Origin of the sequence: Thalassovita mediterranea (assembly GCF_001458435.1) — a bacterium.
In the GTDB taxonomy this organism is placed as follows: domain Bacteria; phylum Pseudomonadota; class Alphaproteobacteria; order Rhodobacterales; family Rhodobacteraceae; genus Thalassobius; species Thalassobius mediterraneus.
Genome location: NZ_CYSF01000006.1, coordinates 525,434 through 546,854 on the forward strand (window position 1 = coordinate 525,434; position 21,421 = coordinate 546,854).

The following is a 21,421-nucleotide window of genomic DNA, read 5'->3' on the forward strand; positions in this document are numbered from 1 at the left end:
GAATTCCGGTGCAGCCCATGCCAGACGCCCCCGCCCGCCTGATCCTGATCCTTGGCGATCAACTGTCCCCCGATCTGTCGGCGCTGAAACAGGGCGATCCTGCCCGCGATGTCATCCTAATGGCCGAAGTCTCGGCAGAAGCCACCTATGTCAAACACCACAAGAAGAAGATCGCCTTCCTCTTCGCCGCGATGCGCCACCGCGCCGCCGAATTGCAGGCGGCGGGCTGGCAGGTCCGATACGCGCGGCTGGATGATCCTGAAAACAGTGGCACGCTGCCGTCCGAAGTGGCCCGCGCAATGGCGGATTTCAACTGCGCCGACGTCCTGATGACCGAACCGGGGGAATATCGACTGAAGGCCGCGCTGACAGATTGGGCCGCAGGTACAGGCACCACGCTAGATATGCTGCCGGATGATCGGTTCCTAAGTGATCACGCGCAATTTCAGGCCTGGGCCGCAGGGCGCAAACAGTTGCGGATGGAATACTTCTATCGCGATATGCGCCGCCAGACCGGCCTGTTGATGGCGGGGGATCAGCCAGAGGGCGGGCAGTGGAACTATGACGCCGAAAACCGCAAACCGGCCAAAGGTGATCTGTTCATGCCGCACCCGCTGCAGTTTGCCCCTGATGAAATCACGGCAGAGGTTCTGGATTTGGTTGCGGACCAGTTTGATGATCACTTTGGCACGCTGACACCGTTCTGGTTTGCAGTCACCCGCGATCAGGCGCTAGCGGCGCTGGATCATTTTGCCGACACCGCACTGCCGCTTTTTGGCGATTATCAGGATGCGATGCTGACGGGTGAGGCGTTCCTATACCATTCCGTTCTGGCGCAATATCTGAACGCAGGCCTCCTAACCCCGATGGAGATCTGCCGCCGTGTTGAACGCGCCTATTACGACGGCCACGCGCCACTCAACGCGGTGGAGGGCTATATTCGCCAGATCATCGGCTGGCGCGAATATGTGCGCGGGATCTACTGGCTGAAAATGCCGGGGTATACAGCGGAAAATGCGCTGGGGGCACAGCGCCCCCTGCCCCAGTATTATTGGAGCGGTCAGACCGATATGGCCTGCATGAAATCCGCCATCACCCAAACACAGGAAGAGGCCTACGCCCACCACATCCAACGCCTAATGGTGACCGGTAACTTTGCCCTGCTGGCAGGTGTTGATCCCCATGAGGTGCATGAATGGTATCTGGCCGTCTACGCCGACGCCTACGAATGGGTCGAGGCGCCGAATGTGATCGGGATGAGCCAGTTTGCAGATGGCGGCCTGCTGGGATCCAAACCCTATGCGGCCAGCGGCAACTATATCCACAAAATGTCCGATCATTGCGGCAGCTGTCGCTATAACGTGCGGCACAAGACAGGCCCGCAAGCCTGCCCGTTCAATCCCCTGTATTGGGATTTTCTGATCCGCAACCGCGACACGCTGGGCAAGAACCCGCGCCTAGGCCATCCCTATCGCACATGGGACCGGATGAGCGCTGAAAAACAGCAGGACTACCTGACCAGCGCCGCCAAAGTGTTGGACAGGATTGAAACCCTTTAGCCCGCCAGGCCCTAACCGAACGCGCCTGCCACATCCTTGGCCTTAACCAGTGACCGCCCTTCGCACAGCACCGTGCCATCCGGCGCGGTGCAACTAGCCCACAGATCAACAAGATGCTTTTCAGGTCGCAGACGGGTGATTTCGACCCGCGCCAACAGGGGCGTATCCAGCGGTGCGGGCGCTTTGAACGCCAGTTCCTGCTTTAGATAGTTCGTGCCCGACCCCGGCAGATCGACCCCCAAGAGGTAGGAAAACAGCGCCGCAATCAGCGGTTCCGGCACGGTATCACCGACGCTGCCGCTGAGGGCGGCAAACTCTGCCAGATCGGATTGCGTGTAGGTGCGACGGATTTCTGCCGCCTGTCCAACTGTCAGCATGTGACTTCTGCCTCCCCAATCAGACACTCTGCGCCATCTGCACTGCGCGTCACGCGCATCGTCAGGATGTTGGGGCGCTCTTCGGTAATTTTTAGCTGCAACTCCTCACCGGTGAAGGCGGGGTTGGGGAACATCATCTGCTGGCTGACCTGCCGCAGCGACGGATCAATGCGCCGCACCATACCCCAGAGTTTTGAGTAGATCAGCATCCCGTGACTGACCGTGCGCCCGAAGGTGGTCGCGGCACAGAACGCTGGGTCAACGTGGATCGCGTTGTCGTCACCAGACACCCGCGCGAATGCGTCGAAATCGCCCTGCGTCGGGGTCCATACCTCTGTCAGATCAATCATGGTCAAAAGCCTCTCGCAAATCAGGTTTGCAGATCTTGCCCGCCGCGGTGCGCGGGAAATCGTCGACGATGCGCACATGGGCGGGCACCTTGTAGCCCGCCAGCCGCTCACGACACCACGGGCGCAGGCTGTCTGCATCAAGCGTCGCCTCGGGGCGCAGCATCACATGGGCGGCCCCCACTTCGCCCCAGCGCTCATCCGGCACGCCAATGACCGCCGCCTCTAGGATCGCGGGGTGGGCGTTCAGCACCCGCTCCACCTCTGCCGGATAGACGTTTTCCCCACCAGAGATGTACATGTCCTTGATCCGATCCACGATGTAGTAATACCCATCCGCATCGCGCCGCGCGACATCACCGGTGGCCAGCCAGCCATCATCGGTGAAGGTTTTGGCCGTAGCCTCGTCGTTCTGGAAATAACCGGGCGTGATGCCGGGGCCGCGCAGGTGCAATTCGCCTGCCCCCTCTACCCCGTCGGGCACACCGTCCAGCCGCACCTCGGCCATAGATTGCGGCTTACCGACCGACCCGATCTTGTCGCCTGCATGAGCGGCATCCATCAGGAAAACGGTTGGCCCGCTTTCGGTCATGCCCATGCCGTTCAACACATCCGCGCCGCGTTCGGCAAAGAAGCGGATCAACGGTTCCGGCAAGGGCGCACCGCCGCAACCACAGCGCACCTTGGACCAGTCCACATCGGCAATTTCAGGCATCAACGACAGCGCCTGATAGACCGCAGGCACGCCAAAAAACTGGTTGATCCGCCCCGAGGCTACGAGCGTTTGAACCGGCCCCTCCTCAAACTTCGCCAGAACGGTGGAGCTGCCACCCCACAGAAACACCGGCAGCGTGTAAAGGTTGATGCCAGCGGTATGAAACAGCGGCAGGAAACACGCCGCGCGATCACCCGCCGCGATATCAATCGCCTGCCCGATGCTGATCGCATTGGCCCAGGCCATGCGCGCGGTCTGGATCACCGCCTTGGGCGTTCCCGTGGTGCCAGAGGTGAACAACAGATACCAAGGCCGCGTTGCCGGAATGGCCGCGTTCAGCGCAGGCCCACCTGCGTCGATCCATGCCGCCAGATCGGTTTCGATACTTAGGGTCGCGGTTTCCGTCGCCCCCGCGACCTCCGCCGCGACATCGCTAAACCCTGCATCGCTGAGGATCAAAGACACGCCGACCTGGGCCACGATCTCTACCAGTTCAGGTGCAGGCAGGCGCCAGTTGAGCGGGCAGAGGATCACGCCGGTTTTCTGGCAGGCAAAAAGCGTGATGAAAAACTCCACCCTGTTCTGGCACAGGATGGCCACGCGGTCGCCCTCTGCCAAACCGCGTGCGGTCAGGCCAGCAGCAACAGCATTCGCTGCCGTATTGACCTCGGCAAAGGTCCAGTCTCGGGCAGTCGCCAGATCGTGAAAGGCCAGCGCATCGGGGCTCAGCTCCGCCCGTTTGGCGGCCATATCGGGGATCGTATCAAACATCACTCAGCCCTTTTTGGGTGTCAGAAAAGCAGCCATGCGCGTCAGGGTGTCCTGCCGCGTGATCAACCGGCGGAAGGCGGCGGTTTCCGCGTCCAAACCTGCACGTACGCGCGCGCGGCGTTCATCCGTCCAGATCATCGCCTTGGTCGCCAGCGCAGTGCCTGCATCTGTATCGTCAAGCAGCGCCAGCGCGCGTTCCTCTGCCGCGTCATCCACCGCCTGCACCAGACCCAGCGCTAAGAGCTGATCCGCATCATGGCGCAGGTTTGCGTGCAGCCAGCCCTGTGCAGGTCCTGCGCCGATCAGCTCCGGCAACACGGCCGTCCAGCCACCATCGGGAGCGAAACCCATGACGCCATAATAGGGCTGCAAAAACGCATCCTGCGCCGCCACCACGAGGTCGGAGGCAAAGATCAGACCGCCAGATCCCCCCGTCGTTGCGCCGCGCATGGCAGCGGCAAACAGAACAGGCATGTCAATCATCCGCATCACCAGATCCTGCAGCACCGGCACCACCTGATCGGCATAGACATCCGCGCGGCCTTCTTGTGCGGCGCGATAGAACCCCGCTACATCGCCGCCGGACGAAAAGTTGCGCCCCGCAGTCCGCAGCAACGCCTTGGCTGCGCCGGACTGCTGCAGCGCATCAAGTGCTGCATGCAGATCGCCCAGCACTTCAGGCTCCAACGCATTGGCGCGCGGTGCTTGCAGGGTGATCTGAAAACAGATCTCCCCACTTGGCAATGCCCCCTCTGTGTAGGCGACCTTTTCCCCAATGATGTCAGCCATATCCCCCCCTATGGAGCCAAACCGTTGCAGATAAACTGATGCGCCTCTGCCACCACACGTTCGATATCCACCTCGCCCTCTTCCCAGAGGACAAAACGTTCACCGAGTGTCTTTGCGATGCCCATCAAAGCCCAGGCGCGCACTTCGGCGTCGCCTGCCGAAATCTCGCCGCGTTCGGCGGCCTGTTGCAGTTGGTCTGCGTAGGCCTTGCCGAATTCGCTGTAGTAAGTGCGGTAGGCATCTGGATCGACGAAACGTGCCTCTTCGACGATGCGGTATTGCATCGGACGGTCGCGCACGACGATCAGATAGGCCTCTAGACCCGCGCGCTCTGCCTCTAGGCGATTGGCCGCTGTAGCGATGCGTTCAGCGGCCTGCGATCTGGTGGCGCGGCCCATGTCTTCGACCAGTTCGCGGAACAAAACGTCCTTGCCGGAGAAGTAGATGTAGAAGGTGCCAGATGCCGTGTCGGCCGCGCGGGTGATGTCCGCGATAGAGGCGGCGGCAAATCCCTTTTCGCCGATCACCTGTTCGGCAGCGGCAAGGATTTTGGCGCGGCGTTCGATACCGCGTTTGGTTTTAGGTTGGCTAGAAACAGCTTTGGTCATGGGGTCGGGGCTTTCTGTGCAGGCTGGGTCTGTGAGGATGCCAGCCCTTTTGCCGCAACAAAGCGGCGAATGGCATCACAAAACGCCTCTGGTTGTTCCAGATGCGGCGAATGGCCTGCCTGTTCGATAAGGGCGAGGGTTGCATCCGGCGCAGCGTCAACCAGCCACTGGGCGGTGGTTCGCGGGTAAAGGCCGCTTTGCCCGCCTGCGCAGACCAGATAGGGCACATCGATTTTTCGAACGACATCGCGCGCGTCAGCCTCCACCAGTTCCTCCCAGACGGGGCGTAGATTAGCTGGATCTTGGGCGCGCAAGAAAAGCGTGATCTCTTCGCGCGTCGGAACAGGATCGCTGACGTCTGCAAACATGCTGTTGACGATGCTGCTGGCCATGCGGCTCCAACCCGGCACGATGCGGGCGGCGGTGGCGTGGATGGCTTCCGCATCCCGCGCGATCAGCCCTTGCGTCCAGCCCTGATCCGGCAACATGCGTGGGCTCATATCGATGGTGACAAGCCCGCGCATGCCGCTGGAGCCGATCCGTTCGATCAGCCGCCATGCAATCGCCGCCCCCATCGACCAGCCCACAACGATGGGCCGATCCAACCGATCAATCCACGCCGCTGCCACATCGGCGCAGGCCTCCAGCCCGCCGGCCTGATCCGCTGCTGCGCCGTGGCCGGGCATATCGGGCATATGGCAGTCAAAATCAGGGCCAAGGCGGCGGGCGACATCGGCAAACAGATCACCGCGCATCGCCCAGCCATGTAGGAATAGTACCGGTGTTGTCATGCCTTGCCACGCTCCCGCAGGCGGCCAACGATACCGGTGGGGAAGAAATACACGCTGAGGATAAACAGGATCCCCAGCCACATCAGCCAGCGGTCCGGTTCCAGCAGATGCGGCAGTAGCGGCAGGTTATGCGTTGCTTCGGACGCCACGCCCATCAGGTTTTGCAGATAGGTCTGCGCCATGATGAACAGGGTCGCGCCAATCACCGCGCCATACATCGTTCCCATACCGCCGATCACCACCATCAACAGGATGTCCAGCATGATCTCAAAACTCAGCGTGGTGTCCGGCCCGACATAGCGCAGCCAGATCGCAAACAGGCTACCGGCCAGCGCCGCCGTGGCCGCCGACAGGCAGGTGGCGGCGGTGCGATACCAGACCACGCGATAGCCAATTGCCTCGGCCCGGAAATCGTTTTCACGGATCGCCTGCAAGACCCGCCCGAAAGGGGAATTCACGATGCGCAGCAGCAACAGGAACAGTGCCAGCGAGGCAAAGAAGATCAGATAGTAGTTCAGGATCTTACCGCTGATGCGGGTGCCCAGGAATTCGCCCATCCGGTTGGCAGAGGTCAGCACGCGCGGGATCTTGTAGGTCAGCCCGTCCTCACCCCCCGTCAGGCCGGAAAACTGCGACACCAGAACCGCCACGGCTGACGCAACCGCCAACGTGATCATCGCGAAAAAGATCGCCCTGACCCGCAAACTAAACAGCCCGATCATCAGCGCCAGCACCACTGCCGCCAGCGCGCCCGCGACGCTGCCCACGATCAGCGCATCAAACCCGCGCCCCATATGGGTCGAGGCCAGCGCAACACCATATGCGCCAAGGCCGAAGAACATCGTATGGGCAAAGCTGACGATGCCCGCATAGCCCAAAAGCAGATCATAGCTGGCCACCAGCACGATAAAGATGCAGATACGCGCCGCCGTATCCAAAGGACGCACCCCGTCAAACAGGAAGGGCGCACCGGCCAGACAGATCAGGATCAACAGCAGGATCGCCGTCAGCGCGCGGGACCGGGGTTGATCGCCGGAAAGAAGTTTCGTCAGCATATTATTTCGCCTTCACAACAGGCAGCATCCCCTGCGGGCGCCACATCAGGATTGCGGTCATCAGCGCGATATTGGACACCAGCGCCAGTTTCGGTTCCAAAAAGGCCACATAGTTCTGCGTCAGCCCGACCAAGAGCGCACCGATGAAGGCGCCTTCGACCGACCCCAGTCCGCCGATGATTGCCACGATAAACACCAGCACCATCATCCGTTCGCCCATGCCTGCGGTGATCACCTCTTGGTACAGCCCCCACATCACCCCGCCGAGGCCGGCCAGCGCCGATCCGGCGATGAACACCCCGACAAAGACCATGCGCAGGCGATACCCCAGCGCCTCGACCATCGGGCCATTTTCAACGCCTGCGCGCACGATCAGCCCGACCTTGGTGCGGCGCAGGACCATGCGCATGGCGATGAACAGGACCAGCCCGATTGCCACGGCCAGCAGGCGGTATTTCTCCATCGCGGCGCCGGCGAAGGTGATCGCGCCTTTCAGGGTTTCGGGGCGGTTGATGAAAATCTCATCCGGTCCCCAGACCACATGGATCAACTGTTCCACCACGATCAGCCCGCCAACAGTGACGAGGATCTGTTTCAGGTGGGCGCCATAAACGGGTTTTACGATCACCCGTTCAAACCCCCAGCCCATCACGCCAGTGACCGCCATCGCCGCAACCACCGCCAGCAACACCGCCGCGATATTGAGAAGGAGCGAAGGCGTTCCAGTCCAACCGCCTAGCGCGATCAGGACAGACACGCCCACAAAGGCCCCAACAGAAACAAAGGCGCCATGGCCAAAGTTGATGACATCCATCAAGCCAAACACCAGCGTCAGGCCAGAGGCCATGATGAAAATCATCATCCCCATCGCCAGCCCCGACACCGTCAACGTCAACCACGAAGACGGCGCGCCAATAGCAAAGAAGCCCAGCACAACAAGGATCGGGATCAGCAGAACAGGCATCGCCTTGTCCAGCTGTTCGCCCAGCGACATCTTGGCGAATGTCGGTTTATGATCGGGTGCAACAGTCATCTTAATGCGCCTCCATGCTGAGACCCATCAGCTGTTCTTGCAGGTCTTTGTTACCGGCCAGTTCGGCCATGGCGCCGGACCAGACCACCGCGCCGTCATCCATCACCACCGCGCTGTCACCCAGCGCCCGCGCGACGGAGAAGTTCTGTTCCACCAAGAGGATCGACGCGCCCTGCTCTTTTAACTCGCGCAGCGCCTGCGCCATGGTCGACACAATCGCTGGCGCCAGACCCTTGGTCGGTTCATCAATCAGGTAAAGCTGGCGATCCTCTGCCAGCGCGCGGGCGATGGACAACATCTGTTTCTGCCCGCCAGAGAGGTTTCCTGCCTCACTCTTCCAGAAGGTGGCCAGCGCGGGGAAGGCTGCAAGCAGCCAATCCTTGCGCACAGCGTCCAGCGGGCCAGAGGTACAGCCGAGGATCATGTTTTCCTCTACCGTCAGGTCGCCAAAAATGCCCATGTCTTCGGGCACAAACCCGATGCCAGCACGCGCACGGGTGGCGGTGGGCAGGGTGTTGATATCGCGTCCCTCAAACAGGATGGCGCCAGATTTGGCGCGCCACTGTCCCATGATGGTTTTCAAGGTCGTTGTCTTGCCCACGCCGTTGCGGCCGAGCAACATCGTCACCTGCCCGCGCGGCACGGTGAAATTCACGCCCTGCAGGATGTGGTATTGCGCAATGTCGGTATAAATATTGTCCAGTGTCAGGATCGGGTCAGACATGATCCAGCTCCTTGCCCATATAGGCTTCTTGCACCACGTCAGAGGCCATCACCGTTTCCGGTTCCCCATCTGCGGCCAGTGCGCCGTTGTGCAAAACAATGATCCGATCTGCGAGGGTGCGGATCACGTCCATCTTGTGTTCAACCAGCAAAACGGTGCGTTCGCGGTCGGCCTTAATCTCGGCGATCAGGTCCAGAATGACAGGGGCTTCGTCCACGCTCATCCCAGCGGTGGGTTCGTCAAACATGTAAACCATCGGGTCGAGGCCGATCATCAGCGCCACCTCCAGCTTGCGCTGGTCGCCATGCGACAGTTCCGACACCAGAAGATCCTTTTGATGATCCAACCGAACCCGTTCCAGAATAGCCATCGCGGCCACGGTCAGTTCGGTGTGGCTGTCGGCCATGGAAAACAGGCCAAACCCCTTGTGCTGACGCGACTGGATCACCAGCCGGATGTTCTCCAAAACCGACAGGCTGGGAAACAGGTTGGTCAGCTGAAAGGCACGGCCCAGCCCACGACGGCAACGGTCCGCAACGCCGAGGCGGCTGATATCCTCACCCATCAGGGTGACGCGGCCTGCGCTGGCAGGGATCTGGCCAGAGATCAGGTTGAAATAGGTGGTCTTGCCCGCGCCGTTTGGGCCGACAATGGCGGTCAACTCGCCCGCGTGGAAGCTGCATGAAACGGCATCCACCGCCACATGCCCCCCAAAGCGCACGGTCAACCCGTCCGTCTGAAGAAGTGTCTGTGTCATGGTCCTGCTCTCAGAGGTCCTGCGTTTGGGGTAATGTCTTTCAATCGGCACAAGGCGCGTGCCTGAAATGTGACCTGCGGCACACGGGGTCGCCCGCCGCAGGTCCATCGCATCCAAGCAACGGGATTACTTGTTGCGCACGGGGATCGCCATTTCGTCCATCCCAATCTCACGCACCAGAACCGGCACGCCGTAATCTTTGCCCTCCTGCACCTCGGTGCGGAAGTGGTACATGGTCTGCATCGCCTGATGGTCATCCGCGCGGAAGGTCATCTGCCCCTTGGGTGTATCCCAGGTCATGCCTTCCATCGCTTCGATCAACGCCTCTGTGTCTTCGGCGCCACCGGCCTTTTTGATCGCCTCAACAATCGCCATGCCCGATGCCATGCCACCCGCAGTGAAGAAATCCGGCGGGCTATCGAAACGTTCGAAATGGGTTTTCACCAGCCAGTCGTTCACCGGGTTCTGCGGGATTTCGTAGTAATAGTAAGTCGCACCTTCCATGCCCGGCAGCTCTTTGTATGCCTTGAGCGCGGCCAGAATGTTGCCGCCTGTCGCGATCTCCACCCCGAAACGGCTGGGCTCCATCGCGTTGATCTTGCTCATCGGGTTGCCGCCACCGGCCCAGATGATGAACAATTTCTTTTCGCCCTCAACATCGCCCATCGCGGTAAAGATACGTTCTGCCGCCGCGGTGAAATCGGTGGTGTCGGTGGGCACGTATTCCTCGTGCGCGACCTTGGCGCCAGTGGCTTCCAGTGCTTCCTTGAAGGCGGCAACGCCGTCACGGCCAAAGGCATAATCCTGCGCCAGCGTCGCGATGGTGACACCCTCGCCGCCCAGCGCTACGGCGTTTGCAATCGCATCCTGAGAAGAGTTGCGGCCAGTGCGGAAAATGTAGCGGTTCCAGTTCGATCCGGTGATCGAGTCAGCCACTGCAGGCTCGACAATCAGCACCCGTTCGTATTCTTCGGCCACCGGCAGCATCGCCAATGCCACACCCGAGCTGACCGGCCCCACAGCGATATGCGCGTCGTCATCGCCATAAGCCTCTTCCAGCTGGGCACGCCCGATATCCGGTTTTAGCTGAGTGTCCTTTTCGATCAGCACGATCTTTTCGCCGTTCACCTCCATGGTGCCGCCAGTGGCATATTCCAGCCCCAGCTTCAGCCCGTTGTGAGACTGCGCGGCGTAGGCCTCAAACGGGCCGGTCTTGCCGTAAACATGGGCAATGCGAATTTCTGCACTGGCTGCGGTTGCCATCAAGGCACCGATCGCCGTCATCGCGAATGTACGAAACATTTGTCTTCCTCCCTGGGTTCTCCTCTTTCGCGATATGAAATGTGAATCATGATTCATGTCAACGATGTTTTCGCCATCACCGTGTTTTCCACAGCCTTGGTTCAACGATGAAAAAATGCGCACAGGACCAGCAGGCGCAGAAAGCCGCGCCAACAATTGTGGCCCCAAATAACTGATATTATTTTATTTAGTGACAGTTACGCAGCTAAGGATCACCCACGGCTGGTTCGTTAGCCCAGCACTGTGACCTCTTTGGCCCGCTCACTTAGGATCTTGCGAATTTCATCGCCCAACTCACCATATTCAGCCCCGCGTACAGATGTGCGCCGCCAAACCATGCCAACGGTCCGCGATGGCGGCACCCCTTCAAAGGGCAGTGCCGCAACCAGGTTTTGGGTCGCAACCTCGGACTTCACATAAAGGGCGGGCAACAATGATACGCCCATCCCCATCGCGACCATCTGCCTGAGCGTATCAAGGGATGTGCCAGCGAAATCATTCGACACCCGCGCACCGTAACGATCACAGATCCGCTCCACCTGTTCATTCAGACGATGCCCTGCCTCCAGCGCCATAATCGTTTCACCCTTCAACATTTCAGCCCGCACCGCTTGTTCAGTGGTAAAGGGATGATCCTGCGGCACCACCACGGACAGCGGCTCGCGAAACAGAGGCAGCGTTTCAAAGTCGGTCTCTTTGACAGGCAACGGATAGAACAGCAAATCCAATGCACCATCTTTCAGGCTGTTCAGCAGATTGGCGGGCAAACCTTCGCGAATATAGAGTTTCAGGCGCGGGTGGCTTTGGTGCAGGTCGGGCACGATCAACGGCATCAGATACGACCCTAGCGACTGGACCACACCGACCCGTATCGTACTGGCAAGGTTCCCCCCCTGCAGCTGCGCAAGGGCGCGAATTTCCTCAACCTCGTTGAGCGCGGCGCGGGCGCGGGCGACAATTTCGGCCCCTAGCGGGGTCAAAAGGATACGGCTGCCCCCCCTCTCTACCAGCGTTGCGTTCAGTTTCTCTTCGAGCAGTTTCAACTGCGCACTCAGCGTCGGCTGTGTCACGTTACAGCGTTCAGCGGCGCGGCGGAAATGGCGGGTATCGGCCACGGCGACCAGATAACGCAATTGTTGCAGTGTCGGCATCAGATCCCCCAAGTGATAGATAAAATCTATCAAGATCATGCAAAAATTCAATTTGAAACTGTCAGCCGTCGCTCCTTTTTAAAGGGCAGACAGGAGGTAACGGTGAAACGTTTCAAAAACATATTGGTCATTTTGAACAGCGAAGGCCTATCGCACGCCGTGCTAGCGCGCGCGGTTTGGCTGGCACACGCCAATGCCGCAACCCTGACCCTGTTTGCCGTGCAGGAAAGCGGTGACGTGGACCTGAACTGGCTTGCCGCCAACCTGTCGGGATCCGGGGCGCCGGGTCTATCGGCGCGGTTGGCGGCTGCATTGCAGGATGATCTAAACGAAATCGCCCATAGCCTGACCACCGCTGACGGCATCGCACCAGACCGGATCCGCACCGTGGTCACCAGAGGGTCGGGCCACACGGAAATCATCCAGCAAGTGCTACGTGCCCAACACGATCTGGTGCTGAAGGGTGCAGATCAATCGTTTGACTGGCGTACGCTTGGCGGGGCGGATTTGAACCTACTGCGCAAATGCCCGTGCCCGGTTTGGATCCTGAACAGCGCCGTGGAACCCAAGGCCGAACGGATCATGGCAACCGTGGTGCCCGATAGCGAAAACACCATGCGCACAGCCCTCAATCACAAGGTCATGCAAGTTGCGACCTCTCTTGCCGTTCAAGATAGCGCGCGGTTGGATGTCCTGAACGCTTGGTACCTCTACGAAGAACACCTGCTGCGCGGTCGACGCAGCTATACCCCCGGCAAAGAGGTTGACGCCCTGCTGGAAGAAACCCGCCGCCAAAGCCGCTGGGCACTAAACCAGTTAACGCAGGACTATGGCGGAATTGCCCCTGAAACACAGGTGTTGCACGTCAAAGGCCTGCCTGCAGATGTCATCACCCAACACGCCGAAGATCAACGCATTGACACATTGGTCATGGGCACACGCGCACGCGACGGGCTGACCGGCATGTTGATCGGGAACACATCTGAAACCGTTTTGAACCGGGTGAAATGCTCGGTCCTGGTCGTGAAACCAGACAACTTCATCTCTCCGATAGGGCTATAGACATGGCAGATCCCCAACATACACAAACATCATCGCAGGCAGGCTGGATCGGTCTGGTGCCCGCGGTTTTGTCGTTGGCACTGTTTGCGGCCTTTGCCAGCCAATTGCCCGCAATCGCAGCGGGCGACGTTCAGCGTTTGGTTTGGGAATGGGTGCCCGCATTGGGCATCTCTTTGTCATTCCTTCTCGATGGGTTGAGCCTAACGTTCGCGCTGTTGATCAGCGGTATTGGCGGCATGGTGTTTCTCTACGCAAACACCTATCTGGCAGGCCACCCGCAGCTGACCCGTTTCATGCTGTTTTTGACCGGTTTCATGCTGGCCATGCTTGGGCTGGTGCTGGCGGACAACCTAATCGCGCTGTTTGTGTTCTGGGAACTGACGACCATCACGTCCTACCTGTTGATCGGGTTCGGCCATGCCACGGAAAACGGCCGCCGATCCGCACTACAGGCGCTGTTTGTCACCGGCGCAGGGGCCTTGGCCTTGCTGGCGGGATTTATCCTGTTGGGGATTACCGCCGGCACATTTGAAATTTCGGCGCTGATGGCCCAAGGCGATACCTTGCGCGCCCATGCGCTATATCTGCCGATCCTGATCTTGATCATTGCAGGCACATTTACCAAATCGGCGCAGTTTCCGTTCCACTTCTGGCTGCCCAACGCGATGGCAGCGCCAACGCCGGTGTCGGCCTTTCTGCATTCCGCCACGATGGTGAAGGCCGGGGTTTACCTGATGGCGCGACTGTATCCAACGCTGTCAGGGACCGACGTTTGGTTCTGGACGCTGACAATCGCGGGCGCCTTTACCGCGCTGTTTGCCAGTGTGTTGGCCTTGCGCCAAACCGATCTGAAACAGGCGCTAGCCTATACCACGCTGATGGCACTGGGTACGCTGACACTGTTTCTGGGGCAAAGTTCGTCCTACGCGATAACGGGATTTGTGACCTTTCTGGTGGTGCATTCCCTCTACAAGGCAGCACTGTTTCTTGTGGTGGGATGTATCGATCACGCCACAGGCAGTCGCGACGCCGAGACATTGGGCGGACTGGGTCGCGCGATGCCAGTCACCGCAGCGGCGGCAGCGCTCGCGGCGCTGTCGATGGCCGGCTTGCCTCCCTTCCTGGGCTTTATCGGCAAAGAGCTTCTCTATGCTGGGATCCTTGCCCTTGATGCCAAGGTTCTGATCTTCGCCGCGGCGCTGATCGCATCCAACGTCCTGATGTTTGCAGTGGCTGGCATCGTCGCACTGCGCCCTTTCTGGGGACGCGCCCACGGCGTCCCCCCGCGCGCACCAACTGAAGCTCCGCTTTTCATGTTGATCGGGCCAGTGATATTGGGCGCACTTGGGCTGATGCTGGGCCTGTTTCCCGCAGGATTGCAAACCGCACTGGTGGACCCAGCGGTGGCCAGCCTGCTGGGGCAGGACACCAAAGCCAAAACCCTTACGCTGTGGCATGGCGTCAACCTGCCATTGATCCTATCCGGCGCAACGATTGCAGCGGGTGTTATGCTATACCTCACCCACCGGCCAGCCCGCGCCGCATTGGTTTGGCTGGATGATCGCACGCCCAGTTTTGATGCAGGATGGGACCGTTTCCTAAAGGGACTGAAAGCGCTGGCCGCTTGGCAAACGCGATACCTTCAGACCGGAGTTTTACGAAACTACATTGCAGCAACACTCGCCACTGTTCTGGTCGCCATCGCAGGCACAATGTTTGCCAGAAATGCATGGCCCCAGATGCCCGACATATCGGATGCCAGCTGGCCATTGATTGCGATCTGCCTTTTCACCTGTGCAGGCGCTGTGATGACCGCCCTGACCAGTTCGCGGATTGCTGCAATGGCTGCGCTGGGCGTGGTCGGTATTGGCGTGGCCCTGGTCTTCATCGTCTTTAGCGCCCCCGATGTTGCGATCACCCAGTTGCTGGTGGAAACACTGGTTGTCGTCTTGGTCGCGGTTGCCCTGCTGCGGCTGCCGCTTCTGGATCAAAACGGCCGCGACACGCGCCCCCGAGATGCGGCGTTGGCCATTGGCCTCGGCGCTACGGTAACGGCGGTGATCCTTGCAGTTCTAGAAGCGCCGCTCGACCGCCGCCTGACCAGCTTTTTCGAAACGGCCAGCTGGCCCGAAGCCTTCGGCCGCAACATCGTGAACGTCATTTTGGTGGATTTCCGTGCGCTGGATACCTTTGGCGAAATTGCGGTGGTGGTGATTGCGGCCTTGTCCGCCTACGCGCTGCTGAGGGCCACATCCCCCGCCCCCAACACCCCGCCCCGCGACACCCCAACGCGCCAAATTGCAACGCCCAGTCGCGCTGAGAGGAGCAATTCATGAATTCGATCATCCTACAGGTGGGCACCCGTTATCTGGCGGGCATCCTGATCCTGTTTTCCCTCTACATGCTGCTGCGTGGTCACAATGAACCGGGCGGCGGGTTTATCGGTGGTCTGATCGGATCGACCGGCTTCATTCTCTATGCACTGGCCTGCGGCACTGCACAGGCCCGGGCTGCGCTACATATCATGCCGCAGAACATCGCCGTGGCGGGGCTGGGGATTGCCCTGCTGGCGGGCATTGCCGCCGCCCTGTTTGGCGATGCGTTGTTCACCGGGCAATGGCTGTTCCTGAATGCAACGGAGGACAGCAAGGGTCTGCCCCTGTCTACAGTGCTAATCTTCGACATCGGCGTCTACCTTGTGGTGTTCGGTGCCATCCTCAGCATTGTCTTCGCGATGGAGGAGGAAATCTAATGGAAGCTCTCCTTGCTCTCACCATCGGCGTCCTTGTGGCAACAGCGGTGTATCTGATGCTGGCGCGCAATGTGCTGCGCTTCATCTTCGGGCTGGTGCTGATATCCAACGCTGCGAACCTGACGATCTTTGTTGCGGGCCGCCTGACCGCAGGCGCACCGCCTTTGATCCCCGAGGGCGCCAAGGCCCCAGTGGGTGAGGTTGCGAATGCCCTGCCGCAGGCACTGGTGCTGACCGCGATCGTGATCGGCTTTGGCCTTTTTGCCTTTGCGCTGGTGCTGATGTTTCGCGCCTACACGCACCTTGGCACTCTTTATTCCGACGACATGCAGGTGGCTGAACCTCGATCCACAGCCTCCACACCTTCACACCTGACAAAGGACACCCAGATGACCGAGAGGCCCGCCGAATGAGCTGGTACCTTGCAACCCCACTTGTTTTGCCCTTCCTGACGGCGGTGCTGTCCTTCCTGATGCGTTTTGGCGTCTGGGGGCGCTGGATCAGTGTGGGCGGCAACGCCCTGTTGCTGATCGCCGCCACCTTGCTGATGGTTGAGGTGCTAGGGGCCGGTGTTGTCGCTGGCCAAATGGGCAGCTGGGCCGCGCCGTTTGGCATCACGCTGGTCGCTGATTACCTCAGCGCGGTGATGGTGGTGATCACTGCGATCACCGCCTTGGCCGTATCGATCTACGCGCTGGCCGATATTGACGCCCGCAAGGAACACCTTGGCTATCACGCCCTGTTCAACGTGCTGATCGGTGGCGTGATCGGCGCCTTTCTGACGGGTGATCTGTTCAACCTCTACGTCTGGTTCGAGGTCATGCTGATTTCGTCCTTTGGCCTGTTGGTGCTGGGTGGCAGCCGCGCCCAGATCGACGGTGGCGTGCGCTATGTGGTTTTGAACCTCATCTCGACCATCCTGTTCCTGACCAGCATTGGCTTGCTTTACGGGATGACCGGCACACTCAACATGGCGGATATCGCGCGGGTTCTGCCGAGTGTAGAAAATCAGCCCCTCGTCACTGTTATTGCGATGATGTTTATGGTCGCTTTCGGTGTGAAGGCGGCAGTGTTTCCACTGTTTTTCTGGCTGCCTGCGGCCTATCACACGCCTGCTTTTTCCGTATCTGCCGTCTTTGCGGGGCTCCTGACCAAGGTTGGGGTCTATGCGCTGATCCGTATGTTTACGCTGATTTTTGATCATGACGTCGGCTTTACCCATCAGATCCTGCTGTGGGTTGCGGCCCTGACAATGATCACCGGCGTTCTGGGCGCAGCGGCGCAGAATGATATCCGCAAGATCCTGTCCTTCCACATCGTCAGCCAGATCGGCTACATGATTATGGGATTGGCGCTGATGACGCCCTTGGCGCTGGTGGGGGCTGTGTTCTATCTGGTCCACCACATCATCGTGAAGGCCAACCTGTTCCTGATCGCAGGTGTCGTCGAGCGGACAACAGGATCGACTGATCTAAGTAAGATCGGCGGTCTTTACCGCACGGCGCCCCTCTTGGCGATTCTGTTCTTTGTGCCCGCGTTCTCGCTGGCGGGGTTCCCACCGCTGTCAGGGTTTTGGGCCAAGTACGTATTGATCACTGCCGCATTGGAAACCCATGGATGGATCATCGCCGCGGTGGCGTTGCTGGTGGGGCTGTTAACCATCTTCTCGATGACCAAGATCTGGGCCGAAGCGTTCTGGAAACATCACCCGGCGGGGATTGATCCCAAATTGACAACGCTGTCGCCAGCAGAACGCCGGGCATTGTTATTGCCCATTGCCGCGCTTGCGGGACTGACGCTGATCATCGGCTTTTTCCCACAACCGTTCATCAGCTTTGCCGAAACGGCCGCCGAACAGTTACTAGATCCCAGCGCCTATCTCACCGCCGTTCTGGGAGGTCAGGCATGAACACCCTTGTTGCCAATATTTTCCTAACCCTAATCTGGGTCTTGTTTTTTGGCGGGTTTACTTGGCTCACGGCCCTGTCGGGTCTTGCGGTGGGCTATGCCATTCTGTGGCTCCTGCAACCGCTCAAGGGCGCGCCCAGCAGCTACTTCCGGCGTGTCTGGTATTGGGCGCGGTTGATCGTGATGTTTCACTACGAACTGCTGGTTTCCAGCCTGCAGGTTCTGTGGGACATCTTCACGCCCACACATCTGTCCAATCCAGCGATCATTGAAATGCCGCTGGATGTGAAAACAGATGCGGGCATTTTGCTGACCACCAACCTTATTTCTCTGACTCCGGGTACGCTCAGCATCGATGTGAGTGAGGACCGCAAGACCCTGATCCTGCATGTGATGTTTGCCGATGATCCAGATGCAGTGCGCCAGCAATTGAAGCAAGGGATGGAGCGTTGGGTGATCGACGCCGTGGAAGGAGACATGACATGACTAGCCTAACCGCCCCTGACATTGCGCTGATGGTATCACTGGGATTGGTGTTTTGCGGGATCGGCCTTGCCTTCCTGCGCCTGTCTCTGGGCCCCACGATGCCGGATCGTGTTGTGGCGCTGGACAAAATGACCGTGTCGATTGTCGCGTTTTGTGGATTGGCCGCGATCTGGTCAGGCGATGCGGCCTTTCTGGATGTGGCGCTGGTGCTGGCCCTTGTGGGGTTTCTGGCCACCGTTGCACTGGCACGCTTTGCTGAACGCGCTGTGATCCGCCGCAACCGCGCCGCGATCAACACATCCGCCACGACCAATGAGGGGGAAACCGACCATGAGTGAACTGATTTCTGCCGCTCTCATCCTACTTGGCGGACTAATGGTGGCCGCTGCGGGTGTTGGAATATGGCGCCTGCCTGATGTTTTTACCCGAATGCATGCCGCAACCAAGGTGGGCACGCTAGGATCCGGCCTGATCATGGCCGGAACAGCGGTTCATTTCGGTGATCCGGCAATTTTGCTGCGCTGCGGGTTGATCGTGTTTTTCCTGCTGCTGACCGCGCCAATCGGGGCACATATGATCGGCCGCGCCGCATTGCGGTTGGGTGTCCCGCTGTGGCAAGCCAGCACACCAGACACCAAAAGATAACCTATTGGGCTGCGGGGCGAAAATGCCGCAGCCCAATCCCGGCCTAAGGCACAGAATGTCGCGCGCTATGCGGTCGCATCCCCCTTATTCCCTCTGCCAAAGCCCCATAGATGTATCCCAGACACAAGTTCTGACACATAGGCTCAATAGGTGTTCCCATGGATACGCTGCTGCTGTCCCGCATTCAGTTCGGGGCGAATATCTCTTTCCACATTCTGTTCCCGACGATCACCATCGCGCTGGGATGGGTTTTGTTGTTCTTCAAGCTACGCTTCAACGCGACTGGTGAGGCGAAGTGGATGGACGCCTACCGGTTCTGGGTAAAGGTCTTTGCCCTGTCCTTTGCCATGGGCGTTGTGTCGGGCATCACCATGTCGTTCCAGTTCGGCACCAACTGGCCCGGATTTATGGAAACCGTCGGCAATATCGCGGGGCCGCTGCTGGCCTATGAGGTGCTGACCGCGTTTTTCCTAGAGGCGGTGTTTCTTGGCATCATGCTGTTCGGATTTTCCAAGGTGCCGAACTGGCTGCATTCATTGGCGACGTTTCTGGTGGCCTTCGGGACCACGATGTCGGCCTTCTGGATCTTGGTGTTGAACAGTTGGATGCACACCCCCGCCGGGTTTGAGCTGCGCGATGGTGTGGCCCATGCAACCGATTGGTGGGCGATCATCTTTAACCCGTCGATGCCCTACCGTCTGGCGCACATGCTGATGGCCAGCGGGTTGACCGTGGCGTTCCTGATCCTTGGCCTGTCGGCCTTTCGCTGGCTGCGCGGTGATCGCGGCGCAGATGTGCGTGCGGTGTTTAAAACCGGCGCATGGCTGGCGGCGTTGTTGATCCCTGTGCAGATCTACATGGGGGACATGCACGGGCTGAACACGCTGAAATACCAACCTCAGAAGGTCGCCGCGATGGAGGGTAACTGGGACACGCAATCGAACGTGCCTCTGCTGCTCTTTGCCCTGCCGGATGAGGACGCGCGCGAAAACCGGTTTGAGGTGGCGGTCCCGAACCTTGCCTCAATCATCCTGACCCACAAGGCGGATGGCGTGGTGCCGGGCCTGAACGATTTTGTGGCCGAGGATGGCACGCATTTGCACCCGCCGGTGGCGCCAGTTTTCTGGTCCTTCCGCATTATGGTGGGCACTGGCATGGCGATGCTGCTGCTCAGCTGGTCGGCCCTGTGGTTCATGCGCCGTGGCCGTGGCCCTGCAGGGGTGCCGAAACTGATGCAGGTGGCGCTGGTGCCGATGGCCTTTTCCGGCTGGGTGGCAACGCTGGCGGGCTGGTACACCACCGAGATTGGCCGTCAGCCCTGGCTGGTGCAGGGCGTGCTGACCACCAAACAGGCCGTCGCGGATGTGCCTGCGCCGATGGTGGCCAGCACCTTAGCGGTCTACCTCAGCCTCTATGCGCTGTTGTTGATCGCCTACATCAGCGTCCTGTTCTATCTGGCGCGCAAGACGGGCAGCCCTGATGGGCCCACCCCCAGCGCGCCCCAAACCCAACCCGTTCCTGCGGAGTAAGCGCCATGATGACCCTATTCGGAGACCCCGCCCAATGGCTGCCCGTCGCTTTTGCCACCCTGATGGGGGTGTCGATCCTGATCTACGTGATCCTAGATGGGTTCGATCTGGGTGTCGGGATCCTGTTTCCCTTCGCTGATGAGGCAGAGAAGGACCGCATGGTCGCCTCCATCGGACCGTTCTGGGACGCTAATGAAACATGGCTGGTGCTAGCCATTGGCCTGTTGCTGGTTGCCTTCCCAGCGGCGCATGGCGCGATCCTGACGGCGCTGTATCTGCCGGTGGCGATCATGCTGGTGGGGCTGATCCTGCGTGGCGTGGCATTTGAATTTCGGGTGAAGGCACCGGGGCACCACAAGGTCTACTGGAACACCGCCTTCTACGTCGGATCCCTGATTACAGCGCTGTCGCAGGGGTTCATGCTGGGCAAATACATCATGGGCCTGGAGAGCACGATGGGCATCTGGATTTTTGCGGTGATGACCTCGGTGTTTTTGGCGGTGGGCTATTCCTTTATCGGCGCCTGCTGGTTGATCCTGAAAACCGACGGCGCCTTGCAGCGCAAGGCGGTGGCTTGGGCGCGGGGTGGAATCTGGGGGCTGATTATCGGCCTGGCCCTGATTTCCATCGCAACACCGCTGGTGAGCGAGAGGATTTTTGCCAAATGGTTCACCTTCCCCGAAGTGCTGCTTCTGCTGCCACTGCCGTTGATGTCAGCGCTGCTGGTCGGGTTGTTGTGGTTTGCCCTGCGCCAGTTGCCCACGCGCAATGACAGTTGGGCATGGTTTCCCTTTGCTGCGGCCATTGCGCTGTTCACGCTGGCGTTCTTTGGGATGGCTTACAGTTTTTACCCCTACGTAGTGCCCGAACAACTGACCATCTATGAAGCCGCCAGCGCACCGGAAAGTCTGTTCATCATTCTGGTAGGCACCGTCTTCGTGTTGCCAGTGATCGCGGGCTATAGCGTGCTGTCTTACACAATCTTTCGCGGCAAGGCGACGGAACTGCGCTACGACTAGCCCTCTAGCGCTGGCGGCAACCATCTGTCGCCAGCGCCACG

General features: G+C 59.7%; 23 protein-coding genes. 11 read left to right on the forward strand and 12 right to left on the reverse strand.

All coding sequences use genetic code 11. The features are described from left to right. The first annotated feature begins 17 nt into the window (after positions 1-17). On the forward strand, positions 18-1,559 hold the full coding sequence (locus tag TM5383_RS06470) for a cryptochrome/photolyase family protein (protein WP_058318195.1): 1,542 nt from the start codon (positions 18-20) through the stop codon (positions 1,557-1,559). A gap of 11 nt (positions 1,560-1,570) precedes the next feature. On the opposite strand, the gene TM5383_RS06475 is transcribed toward TM5383_RS06470, so the two are convergent. The 12 genes from TM5383_RS06475 to TM5383_RS06530 form a co-directional block, all read right to left on the reverse strand. Further along, positions 1,571-1,936: a hotdog family protein gene (locus TM5383_RS06475; protein WP_058318196.1), complete on the reverse strand. Its 366-nt coding sequence runs from the start codon at positions 1,934-1,936 to the stop codon at positions 1,571-1,573. After that, on the reverse strand, positions 1,930-2,286 hold the full coding sequence (locus TM5383_RS06480; protein ID WP_058318197.1) for a MaoC family dehydratase: 357 nt from the start codon (positions 2,284-2,286) through the stop codon (positions 1,930-1,932). The genes TM5383_RS06475 and TM5383_RS06480 overlap by 7 nt, the downstream gene beginning before the upstream one ends. Continuing rightward, positions 2,279-3,769: an AMP-binding protein gene (locus tag TM5383_RS06485; protein ID WP_058318198.1), complete on the reverse strand. Its 1,491-nt coding sequence runs from the start codon at positions 3,767-3,769 to the stop codon at positions 2,279-2,281. The genes TM5383_RS06480 and TM5383_RS06485 overlap by 8 nt, the downstream gene beginning before the upstream one ends. Before the next feature lie 3 nt (positions 3,770-3,772). Further along, positions 3,773-4,558 carry an enoyl-CoA hydratase/isomerase family protein gene (locus TM5383_RS06490; protein WP_076399927.1) on the reverse strand — a complete coding sequence of 262 codons (786 nt, stop codon included), beginning with the start codon at positions 4,556-4,558 and terminating at the stop codon, positions 3,773-3,775. Positions 4,559-4,566: 8 nt separating this feature from the next. Beyond that, entirely contained in the window at positions 4,567-5,166 is a 600-nt protein-coding gene (locus tag TM5383_RS06495; protein ID WP_058318199.1) for a TetR/AcrR family transcriptional regulator, read from the reverse strand. Then, positions 5,163-5,957, reverse strand: coding sequence for an alpha/beta fold hydrolase (locus TM5383_RS06500; protein WP_076399925.1), 795 nt, complete (start codon positions 5,955-5,957; stop codon positions 5,163-5,165). The genes TM5383_RS06495 and TM5383_RS06500 overlap by 4 nt, the downstream gene beginning before the upstream one ends. After that, positions 5,954-7,012, reverse strand: a complete 1,059-nt coding sequence (locus tag TM5383_RS06505; protein ID WP_058318201.1) for a branched-chain amino acid ABC transporter permease — start codon at positions 7,010-7,012, stop codon at positions 5,954-5,956. The genes TM5383_RS06500 and TM5383_RS06505 overlap by 4 nt, the downstream gene beginning before the upstream one ends. A gap of 1 nt (position 7,013) precedes the next feature. Further along, complete coding sequence (locus TM5383_RS06510) at positions 7,014-8,045, reverse strand: branched-chain amino acid ABC transporter permease (RefSeq protein ID WP_058318202.1); 1,032 nt, start codon at positions 8,043-8,045, stop codon at positions 7,014-7,016. Position 8,046: 1 nt separating this feature from the next. Beyond that, positions 8,047-8,769 (reverse strand): ABC transporter ATP-binding protein, encoded by a 723-nt coding sequence (locus TM5383_RS06515; protein ID WP_058318203.1) that lies wholly within the window; start codon positions 8,767-8,769, stop codon positions 8,047-8,049. Continuing rightward, complete coding sequence (locus TM5383_RS06520; RefSeq protein ID WP_058318204.1) at positions 8,762-9,526, reverse strand: ABC transporter ATP-binding protein; 765 nt, start codon at positions 9,524-9,526, stop codon at positions 8,762-8,764. Before TM5383_RS06520 ends, TM5383_RS06515 begins: the two co-directional genes overlap by 8 nt. A 126-nt stretch (positions 9,527-9,652) precedes the next feature. After that, positions 9,653-10,828 (reverse strand): substrate-binding domain-containing protein, encoded by a 1,176-nt coding sequence (locus TM5383_RS06525; RefSeq protein WP_058318205.1) that lies wholly within the window; start codon positions 10,826-10,828, stop codon positions 9,653-9,655. A 230-nt stretch (positions 10,829-11,058) separates the two neighbouring features. Further along, positions 11,059-11,979, reverse strand: a complete 921-nt coding sequence (locus tag TM5383_RS06530; RefSeq protein WP_058318417.1) for a LysR substrate-binding domain-containing protein — start codon at positions 11,977-11,979, stop codon at positions 11,059-11,061. A 102-nt stretch (positions 11,980-12,081) separates the two neighbouring features. Here TM5383_RS06530 and TM5383_RS06535 point away from each other — a divergent pair, with 102 nt between their 5' ends. From TM5383_RS06535 to TM5383_RS06580, 10 genes are all read left to right on the forward strand, one after another. Next, positions 12,082-13,041 (forward strand): universal stress protein, encoded by a 960-nt coding sequence (locus tag TM5383_RS06535; protein WP_058318206.1) that lies wholly within the window; start codon positions 12,082-12,084, stop codon positions 13,039-13,041. Positions 13,042-13,043: 2 nt separating this feature from the next. Further along, positions 13,044-15,377 carry a putative monovalent cation/H+ antiporter subunit A gene (locus TM5383_RS06540; protein ID WP_076399924.1) on the forward strand — a complete coding sequence of 778 codons (2,334 nt, stop codon included), beginning with the start codon at positions 13,044-13,046 and terminating at the stop codon, positions 15,375-15,377. Continuing rightward, positions 15,374-15,793, forward strand: coding sequence for a Na+/H+ antiporter subunit B (locus TM5383_RS06545; protein WP_058318207.1), 420 nt, complete (start codon positions 15,374-15,376; stop codon positions 15,791-15,793). Before TM5383_RS06540 ends, TM5383_RS06545 begins: the two co-directional genes overlap by 4 nt. Next, on the forward strand, positions 15,793-16,206 hold the full coding sequence (locus tag TM5383_RS06550; protein ID WP_058318208.1) for a Na+/H+ antiporter subunit C: 414 nt from the start codon (positions 15,793-15,795) through the stop codon (positions 16,204-16,206). The genes TM5383_RS06545 and TM5383_RS06550 overlap by 1 nt, the downstream gene beginning before the upstream one ends. Next, entirely contained in the window at positions 16,203-17,702 is a 1,500-nt protein-coding gene (locus TM5383_RS06555; RefSeq protein WP_058318209.1) for a Na+/H+ antiporter subunit D, read from the forward strand. Before TM5383_RS06550 ends, TM5383_RS06555 begins: the two co-directional genes overlap by 4 nt. Then, positions 17,699-18,187 carry a Na+/H+ antiporter subunit E gene (locus tag TM5383_RS06560; RefSeq protein ID WP_058318210.1) on the forward strand — a complete coding sequence of 163 codons (489 nt, stop codon included), beginning with the start codon at positions 17,699-17,701 and terminating at the stop codon, positions 18,185-18,187. The genes TM5383_RS06555 and TM5383_RS06560 overlap by 4 nt, the downstream gene beginning before the upstream one ends. Continuing rightward, positions 18,184-18,525, forward strand: coding sequence for an MrpF/PhaF family protein (locus TM5383_RS06565; RefSeq protein WP_058318211.1), 342 nt, complete (start codon positions 18,184-18,186; stop codon positions 18,523-18,525). The genes TM5383_RS06560 and TM5383_RS06565 overlap by 4 nt, the downstream gene beginning before the upstream one ends. Further along, positions 18,518-18,832, forward strand: coding sequence for a monovalent cation/H(+) antiporter subunit G (mnhG, locus tag TM5383_RS06570; protein WP_058318212.1), 315 nt, complete (start codon positions 18,518-18,520; stop codon positions 18,830-18,832). The genes TM5383_RS06565 and mnhG overlap by 8 nt, the downstream gene beginning before the upstream one ends. Before the next feature lie 158 nt (positions 18,833-18,990). Then, the gene (locus tag TM5383_RS06575) at positions 18,991-20,361 is read left to right on the forward strand and encodes a cytochrome ubiquinol oxidase subunit I (protein ID WP_058318213.1); all 1,371 of its coding nucleotides are present in this window, start codon (positions 18,991-18,993) and stop codon (positions 20,359-20,361) included. An 8-nt stretch (positions 20,362-20,369) separates the two neighbouring features. Continuing rightward, a complete protein-coding gene (locus tag TM5383_RS06580) occupies positions 20,370-21,380 on the forward strand; it encodes a cytochrome d ubiquinol oxidase subunit II (protein ID WP_058318418.1) in 1,011 nt (336 codons plus the stop codon). Positions 21,381-21,421: the final 41 nt, after the last annotated feature.